Genomic DNA, 264 nt, shown 5'->3' with positions numbered 1-264 from the left:
GGTACTCCTGTGCGTGTTCAATTACTCGGCCAAGAAGCAAATCCGTTAGCCGAAAATGCAGTAAGAGCAATTGCTTTAGGATCTCATGGGGTCGACCTTAACTTTGGTTGCCCAGCAAAAACCGTTAATCGTAGTCGAGGGGGTGCTGTACTGCTTAAAGATCCTGACCACATGTATACGATTATTAAAGCAGTCCGAGATGCTGTAGATGATAAACATGAAGTAAGTGCAAAAATTCGCTTAGGCTTTGATGACGACAGTAAC

The 264-nt window shown here is 43.9% G+C and carries 1 protein-coding gene; it reads left to right on the top strand.

Annotation, left to right across the window (positions count from 1 at the left end):
* Positions 1–264: tRNA-dihydrouridine synthase (locus AAEY75_RS15600; RefSeq protein WP_352260102.1), on the top strand; the 264-nt coding region annotated here is incomplete at both ends.

This window comes from Psychrobacter sp. TB55-MNA-CIBAN-0194 (genome assembly GCF_040309505.1).
Taxonomy (GTDB): domain Bacteria; phylum Pseudomonadota; class Gammaproteobacteria; order Pseudomonadales; family Moraxellaceae; genus Psychrobacter; species Psychrobacter fozii.
This window is presented reverse-complemented; position numbering and strand designations above follow the sequence as displayed.